This is a genomic window from Micromonospora sp. URMC 106, assembly GCF_051386395.1.
GTDB lineage: Bacteria > Actinomycetota > Actinomycetes > Mycobacteriales > Micromonosporaceae > Micromonospora.
In genome coordinates this window covers 1-337 of sequence record NZ_JBPQTP010000265.1, presented here as the reverse complement: position 1 = coordinate 337, position 337 = coordinate 1, and the positions used below count along the sequence as shown (strand labels likewise).

Below are 337 nucleotides of genomic sequence, written 5' to 3'. Positions count from 1 at the left end.
AAGGTCAGGGCGTCGAGGGCGAACGGCAGGGGCGCGGCGAGGGCGAAGAGCACCCCGGCGGCGGGGGCGCCGAGGAAGCCGCCGGCCACCGCCGTGCCGGCCTGGAGGCGGCCGTTGGCGTGGGGCAGGGCGGCCGGCGGGACCACCGACGGCAGCATCGCGAACGCGGCGGCGTCGAAGAGGGTGCCGAGCGCGGCGAGCAGGAACGCCGCCGCCACCAGCACCGCGACGCCCGCCCGGTCGACGGCGACGGCGATCGCGAGCCCGCCCACCACGGCGGCGCGCAGCGCGTCCACCGCCGCCATCGTCCGGCGGCGGTCCCAGCGGTCCGCGTACA

The 337-nt window shown here is 80.1% G+C and carries 1 protein-coding gene; it reads right to left on the bottom strand.

Annotated features, from left to right (window positions below):
• The coding region (locus ACSNOB_RS32055; protein ID WP_436691196.1) for an MFS transporter at positions 1-337 on the bottom strand (337 nt) is incomplete at both ends.